Origin of the sequence: Tropicimonas sp. IMCC6043, assembly GCF_004146235.1 — a bacterium.
Lineage (GTDB): Bacteria > Pseudomonadota > Alphaproteobacteria > Rhodobacterales > Rhodobacteraceae > Tropicimonas.
In genome coordinates this window covers 1-6,212 of sequence record NZ_SELO01000091.1, presented here as the reverse complement: position 1 = coordinate 6,212, position 6,212 = coordinate 1, and the positions used below count along the sequence as shown (strand labels likewise).

General features: G+C 59.5%; 6 protein-coding genes and 2 pseudogenes. 5 read left to right on the top strand and 3 right to left on the bottom strand.

The genetic code is table 11. The features are described 5' to 3' along the window. Positions 1–152: 152 nt before the first annotated feature. A pseudogene (locus tag EU800_RS27785) lies at positions 153–775 on the bottom strand (transposase); the annotation flags it as partial. Between the two features lie 239 nt (positions 776–1,014). On the opposite strand from EU800_RS27785, the gene EU800_RS25560 reads away from it, so the two are divergent. Together EU800_RS25560 and EU800_RS25555 are read left to right on the top strand one after the other, a co-directional pair. After that, complete coding sequence (locus EU800_RS25560) at positions 1,015–1,605, top strand: CDP-alcohol phosphatidyltransferase family protein (RefSeq protein ID WP_129636284.1); 591 nt, start codon at positions 1,015–1,017, stop codon at positions 1,603–1,605. Positions 1,606–2,039: 434 nt separating this feature from the next. After that, entirely contained in the window at positions 2,040–2,531 is a 492-nt protein-coding gene (locus tag EU800_RS25555) for a CDP-archaeol synthase (RefSeq protein ID WP_207210016.1), read from the top strand. A gap of 15 nt (positions 2,532–2,546) precedes the next feature. Here EU800_RS25555 and EU800_RS25550 read toward each other — a convergent pair whose 3' ends face one another. Further along, positions 2,547–3,488 carry a metallophosphoesterase gene (locus EU800_RS25550; RefSeq protein WP_207210015.1) on the bottom strand — a complete coding sequence of 314 codons (942 nt, stop codon included), beginning with the start codon at positions 3,486–3,488 and terminating at the stop codon, positions 2,547–2,549. A gap of 1,223 nt (positions 3,489–4,711) precedes the next feature. On the opposite strand from EU800_RS25550, the gene EU800_RS25540 reads away from it, so the two are divergent. The 3 genes from EU800_RS25540 to EU800_RS25530 are packed head-to-tail and all read left to right on the top strand — an operon-like array spanning position 4,712 to position 6,146. Continuing rightward, positions 4,712–5,623, top strand: coding sequence for a DMT family transporter (locus EU800_RS25540; protein ID WP_165354852.1), 912 nt, complete (start codon positions 4,712–4,714; stop codon positions 5,621–5,623). 42 nt (positions 5,624–5,665) lie between these two features. Beyond that, positions 5,666–5,821, top strand: coding sequence for a pyrroline-5-carboxylate reductase dimerization domain-containing protein (locus tag EU800_RS25535; protein WP_129636282.1), 156 nt, complete (start codon positions 5,666–5,668; stop codon positions 5,819–5,821). A gap of 10 nt (positions 5,822–5,831) precedes the next feature. Beyond that, a complete protein-coding gene (locus EU800_RS25530; RefSeq protein WP_129636281.1) occupies positions 5,832–6,146 on the top strand; it encodes a hypothetical protein in 315 nt (104 codons plus the stop codon). On the opposite strand, the pseudogene EU800_RS25525 reads toward EU800_RS25530, so the two are convergent. Continuing rightward, positions 6,087–6,212 (bottom strand): annotated as a pseudogene (locus EU800_RS25525) (IS481 family transposase); the annotation flags it as partial. The gene EU800_RS25530 and the pseudogene EU800_RS25525 sit on opposite strands and share 60 nt — an antisense overlap.

Here is a 6,212-nt window from a genome sequence, read left to right as displayed (position 1 = left end):
GGCCACCGACCGTCCTTGCGACACCAACACGTCGACCTGCCGTAGCTTCGCGACGATCTCCTCGGGCTTGTGCTTCTTCTGGGGCATTCCTTCATCCTCCAACTGGCTCGAAAGCCTACTTCAGGGAGGACCACTTTTCAGGGGGCAGACCACGTCAGGTCCTCGTGTTCCAGGGCGAACTCGACCACGTCCTCGCGGATCTCGTCTGGAATGCGGTTCCACACCGACTTCGGCTGCGGGGACCGATCGGCCAGCGCATCCAGCCCGCCTTCGACCCAGCGGGCATACCACTGGTAATAGGTGCTGCTGGGAATGCCGATCATGGCCAAGGTCCGCTTCACCGGCAGGTGCGATGCTTCGACCGTGCGAATGATCTCGAGCTTCTCAGGCGCAGGATACCTCATTCCTCGTTGCCCCCATCCCCGATCATGCTTTTTTTCAGAAGTCGGTTCTCGAGCGTCAGCTCGGCAACCACCTCCTTGAGGGCGGAGGCCTCCGAGCGGAGTTCCTTGACCTCCGGCGCCGTCGCCTGACGGGCAGTGTCTCCAGCCAGGCGTTTCTTGCCGGCCTCGAGGAACTCTTTCGACCAGGTGTAGTAGAGGCTCTCGGCGATCCCCTCGCGGCGGCACAGCGCGGCGATGCTCTCCTCGCCTCGAAGTCCAGCCAGCACGATGCGGATCTTTTCCTCGGCCGAGTAGTGCTTGCGGGTCTTCCGCCTGATCCCCCTGACCAGCTTGTCAGCGGCATCCTTCGATGTTCCGGGTGTCTTGTTCATCTTCGCTCCTTGGCGGCTTCGATGAACCAGAACCCTACGTTGCTCAAACCCCCAAATCTCTCCGTAGGGCGCTGACGTCAGACACAGGACAAACCAGTTTGATAGACATTTTTTGGCTCGGTTGTGGATCTCGGTGGCGCTCTGAAAATACTTTCCCCATAAAGACCAAGTTATTGCGTCTTCCGTTCACCTAAAAAGACGGGGAAGGGCGGCCGGTCGCGATCGCTCTGACAACACCCATGTTCTCCATCGCTAACCTTTTGTCACTCTACAGGCTGACGGCGGCACCCATAGCGGCGTGGATGGCCCTGACCGGAAATCGCGAGGCCTTCTTCGTCCTGATCGTGATCAGCCTGGTAAGCGATCTTCTTGACGGCCCGATTGCCCGATATCTCGGTCAGGAGTCAGTCTTCGGCGCAAGACTCGATACCATCGCTGATGCCTGCACCGTGCTTGCCGGTATCTTGGGTATATTCCTCTTTGAAGGAGAGAACATCCGGCCCGAGATGCCCTGGCTTTACGTCTTCCTGGCGGGCTACGCCTTGGCAGCCATTGTGTCTCTCGCGAAGTTCCGCGTTCTGCCGTCGTATCATTTGTATTCGTCCAAGACCGCCGCCGTATTCTCGGGTGTGTTCTTCCTCTGGCTGTTCATGTTTGGATATTCGCGCCCGTTCTTCCTCTTCGTGCTCGGAATCGGGGTTCTGGCCAGCATCGAGTCGTTGATGGTCACATTAGTCACAGAGCGTTTCCGTTCCGATATCGGCAGTGTTTTCTTGGTGCTCGCACAAACAGACGAAGCAAGAAAGCAACGAGGTCGCGACGCGCAATGAGGACGTTTCTTCGCTCCGCCGCCAACTCAGGCAGCCGTACGCAGGAACTATGGTCCGGTCGGTAGAAAGTGACTGCCGCTACCAAGTCTTTTCCGGAAGCCCATCGCCTCAAAGCCACCAAGGTGGCTCGGGACGGATGAACATAAAGTGGTATTTCGCGTGGAGAGCGCCCAAAAGGAAATTGTGCGTGGCCATTCAAACCGTTTGCGCCGCCTGCCCTACACCGCTCGTCGCTCTCGTCTCAGAAAGAGATGTTCAGGGATTTGGACAGCGCTCGATGTGGCCTTCCCAATTGCCCTGCCTCATCGAAGGGGTCAAATTCAGCGAGGGCATCGCCGAGCGAGATGCCGAACAGAAAGGCGCCGCCGGATTGTGCCGCGCCACCGAAATCCGGCCACGACTCCCAACAGCCCGTAAGGTGAAACTCCCCGCCCATGCCGCACCCATGGTCCATCATTGAAGTGCTTCTGTTGCTCGCCCTGGCGAACGGCTGCCCGATCGCAGCCAAGCGACTCCTCGGCAATCATTTCTCCTTTCCTCTGGATTGCGGCGCCATCTTCCTTGACGGTCAGCCCGTGTTTGGCGCCTCGAAGACAATTCGCGGAATCGTCGTCGCGCTCCTCGTCACAGCCTTTGGGGGATTTCTGTTGACCGAATCCTGGGCGCTGGGCCTGGTAGTTGGCAGTGCCTCGATGGTCGGCGACCTCCTGTCGAGTTTCGTAAAGAGGCGCCTCGGATTTCCACCGAGCGCTCAGGCCACCGGCCTAGACCAGATTTTTGAAGTGGTTTTGCCCGCACTCGCCGTCATGCCGCTGCTAAGCCTGACCTGGATTGATGTCCTGGCGATCATCGTGCTGTTCTTTGTCGGCGAGATAGTCTTGTCGAAATGGTTGCTCCGTCTGGGCTTCCGCGATCACCCTTACTAGAATCCAGTCCGATCCTCAGCTGGTTCTTTCGAGCCGGTGCAGCGTGATCTCCGGTGGGCAATTGAACCGCACCGGCACTATCGACGTTCCCGCCCCTACGGATGTGTACCCGTCCATGCCGTGATGTTTCCAGGCACCCGCACCAAACCGCCGCGGCAAGGAAGAATCGAGCAAGATCGGGATGCCGCCGGGCAGGCAGATCTGCCCACCATGCGTGTGGCCGGCAAGCATAAGGTTGAATTCGGCATGTGCCGCACGGCGATAGATTTCCGGCGTGTGGGCGAGCAGAATTGAAAAGCTGTCGTGTGGCACGCCGGCCGCGGCCTGCTCGATATTGTCGGTCCGGTAGAAATGAGGATCGTCGACGCCGACGATGTAGATCGCCGCGCCGTTGCGTTCGATCGTCTCCGACTCGTTCATCAGCATCCGGATACCAAGGTCCTCAAGTGCGGGTACCATGCGCACGGTGTCGTGATTGCCGAGGATGCCGAAGACCGGACTATTGATTTTGGGTAGCAACGTAGCAACCGATCGTACCGCGGCATCGTGCGGCCCGTGGGTCGCGCCGCGGTAGTCACCGGTAAGAACGCACAGGTCGAAATCGAGATCGCCGAGGAGTTCGGCGACCCGTGCCATAGCAATAGCGTTCATGTCGCCATGCAGGTCAGCCAATTGCAGGATCGTGAAGCCGTCGAATTCGGCCGGGAGATCGACCGAACGCACGGTATTCGTCCGCACCTGAACGCGTGCGGCGTTACGCTTGCCGCGCCAATACATCCCGGACAGTTTTAGAGTGTACTCGACGAAGAAAGCGAACGGCCGCAGGTTTTCGAAATGGAAGTAGTTGCGTCCATAGCCGAAGACCTGTGCCTCGTGGTCCCGCTCCACACCGAGTCGCAGGTGTGCATGCATGCGGCCAAGTCGTTGCTCAAGAAGGGGAAGATCCGGATCTGTCACTGTCTTCTGTTAGGTATGCGACGCTGTCATTTCGAGGTCGAGGCCAGCAGGTGCCGGATATAGGCTCCGCTGGCGGTGTCAAGGCGAGGGACGATCGAGTAATCGGGCAGAGGTTTCGCATCAGCCGACCCGGTGTCGCGAGCAGCAGCAAATTCGGTTCAAGTCGCCCGTATCGGCGCAGCTCTTCCTCTCTTCCGACCCGCCACCACCAACGATTTCAATGTCTAACGCGATCTCATTTCTCGCCACAGGCTGAAGCACATCCGCGCCAGGGTCCCGGTGGATTGGCGTGACATAGTGGCGGCCTGAAGTCGTCATGGGAAAGTGCTGCCGGCCGCAGCGAGTAACCGTGATAGCGCCTGCACGACGCCTGGCCGGACCGCCGCCGGTGCGGCAGATCGCCGTCGCCGAGGACTCGTCTTCCTATCGCTGAATATTGGTGACGCACTGATAAGGCGGCGCGATCCAAATTATGCCGTCCCACTTTTCGGCATCGGCGGACGCGTTTGTTCAGATGTTCCCGACTGCAGCGAGCAGGGATGACTGCTTTTCTCTCCCTCAACGAAAGCAAAAACCATTCAGGTAGTGCGACAGCCGCGTTGGCTTTACCGAAATGATCCACGAATTTGCGGACGCGCGCTCAGCGATCTGGGCCAACGTGGGGGGCTCCTGGAAGACGATCTTGTGGGTCTTCAGTCCATCATCTGCCAAGACAACATAGCAAGGCGGATATAGAGCGAACATGTTTTTGCCAATCTTGCATGTATCCTGTTTTAGGCCACGTGCAGCCCGTTGGTTCAGGCGTTCTATCAGAACCTTACTTGGCATCTTTTCCCATCCCAGGGTTTAAATGTGGTCATTATAGATGACGGCGGTTTGGCCGAAACTCGCCATATCTGGGTATGACACGTTCCTCCGCGAAACACTGGAGCGCCAGGACTCGCTGTCGATTAGGTTCGACCCCGAAATGACATGGGAGGCCGAGCGGACAGACAGCCCTCTCACGGAGATGCCGCCGTTTAGAACTGCCTGGCGATGAAGATGCCTTCAGAATGGCGCCCCGGTTAATGACAGGTGTCCTGGAAAACCGCGCGATACAATCGAAACTTCGCTCAAGGGTTTCAGACACACGGAGGCAACCTGGCGGGCGCATCAAGGCGAGGTTCGAAGCCCGTCCCCCACAGGAAACCGACCGGGCAGCAACTCATAGAAAGAAATCCGCGATGACCCTGGCCTACTGGTCCATCCTAGTTGCCCTCGGCTCCGTTTTCGGCGCCTCCTTCGGCTTCAACGAAATTCTCCTGTCGGCCTACGGGCCGCTGACAGTCTCGGCGGTGCGTGTCGGCCTCGGCGCCATCGGGTGCTGGGCATGGGTCGCCGCCACGGGGCGGCGCGTCCGGTTGGCCGATGCAAGCCTCATTGCGATCGGCACCTTCGGAATCTTCCAATATGCCGTTCCCTTTGCCCTGCTACCGGTGGCGCAGCAGCATATCACCTCCTCTTCGGCCGGAATCGCAAACGCCATGACGCCGGTCGCGGTCGTCCTCATCTCGCACCTGTGGCCGGGGGGAGAGCAGGCCACGCTCAGCAAGATGGCAGGCGTCGGTCTGGGTGTGATCGGAATGATGGTCCTGACAACGCAGGGAAGCACTGCCGGCATTTCTGAGCGCCCCTGGCTCCTCGTCGCGGCGCTGGCACCGGTGTGCTATGGCATTGCTCTCAATTTGGTGCGAAAGCTTCGGGGTCTTGATCCGGTCGTGATGACGGCCTGTGCCATGACGGGTGGGGCCTTCGCTATCCTGCCAATTGCGCTTGTGTCAGAAGGCATTCCGCAGATGCCGGGATGGCAACTGGCGAGCGCGTTCGCGGTGATTGGGTTCGGTCTAACCTCCGCGGCCTTTCTAATCATGTACTCAATCCTGCCGAAGGTCGGCGCTACTAACCTGTCGCTGGTTACCCTGGTCGCGCCCGTCTCGGCGACGCTCATTGGGGCTGGCTTTTTCGGTGAGCACATAGGCGACGGCCATCTGACAGGCATGGCGCTGATCCTGACTGGCCTGATCGCGATCGACGGACGTATCTGCCGCGCACTGGCTTCGCGTCTGTCAGGGAAATCGGTTCGAGCAGATCCGTGACACGTTCAGCAGCTCACGACTGATCCACACCCGCAAGGTCAGATGGGCGATGTCGCCCCCGACGATTTGCGTCGCCGCGCGGCTTCGCCGAACGGCACGACCCGCGCGGCCAGCACCGCCTTGCAGAGCGGCGGCTTTGGTGCCTTGATCGAGGCGGCCATGCTCGCCTGCTGGGACCGGGCCGTGGAACTGGGATGAGGATAGGCCGATGATCATTCGCTGGTGGCGCGCGGTTCCGGAAAGCGACACGGTTCTGCGCCGATATACCGAGCACCTGCAACGCTCGACCTTCGTCGAGATGGCCGAACTGCCCGGGCATCTGGGGGCGTCACTGGCCGTCAAGCTGCGAGACCAGGACAACGAACTGGTCGTCACCAGCCTCTGGTCCGATCTCGCCTCGGCAGGCCATTTCGAGAAAGGCGCTTTCGATGATGCCGTGGTCAATCCGAGCACCCAAAATCTGCTAGGTGTTCAGTCCCGGCATTTGGTGGATCGGATCGACATTGAATCTGTCTGGCTCTGAAGTCCAGATCTTGCAGATGTATTCGTATGGCGTGAGACCGCTGAGGGTCTTGAGCCTTCGGGCGAA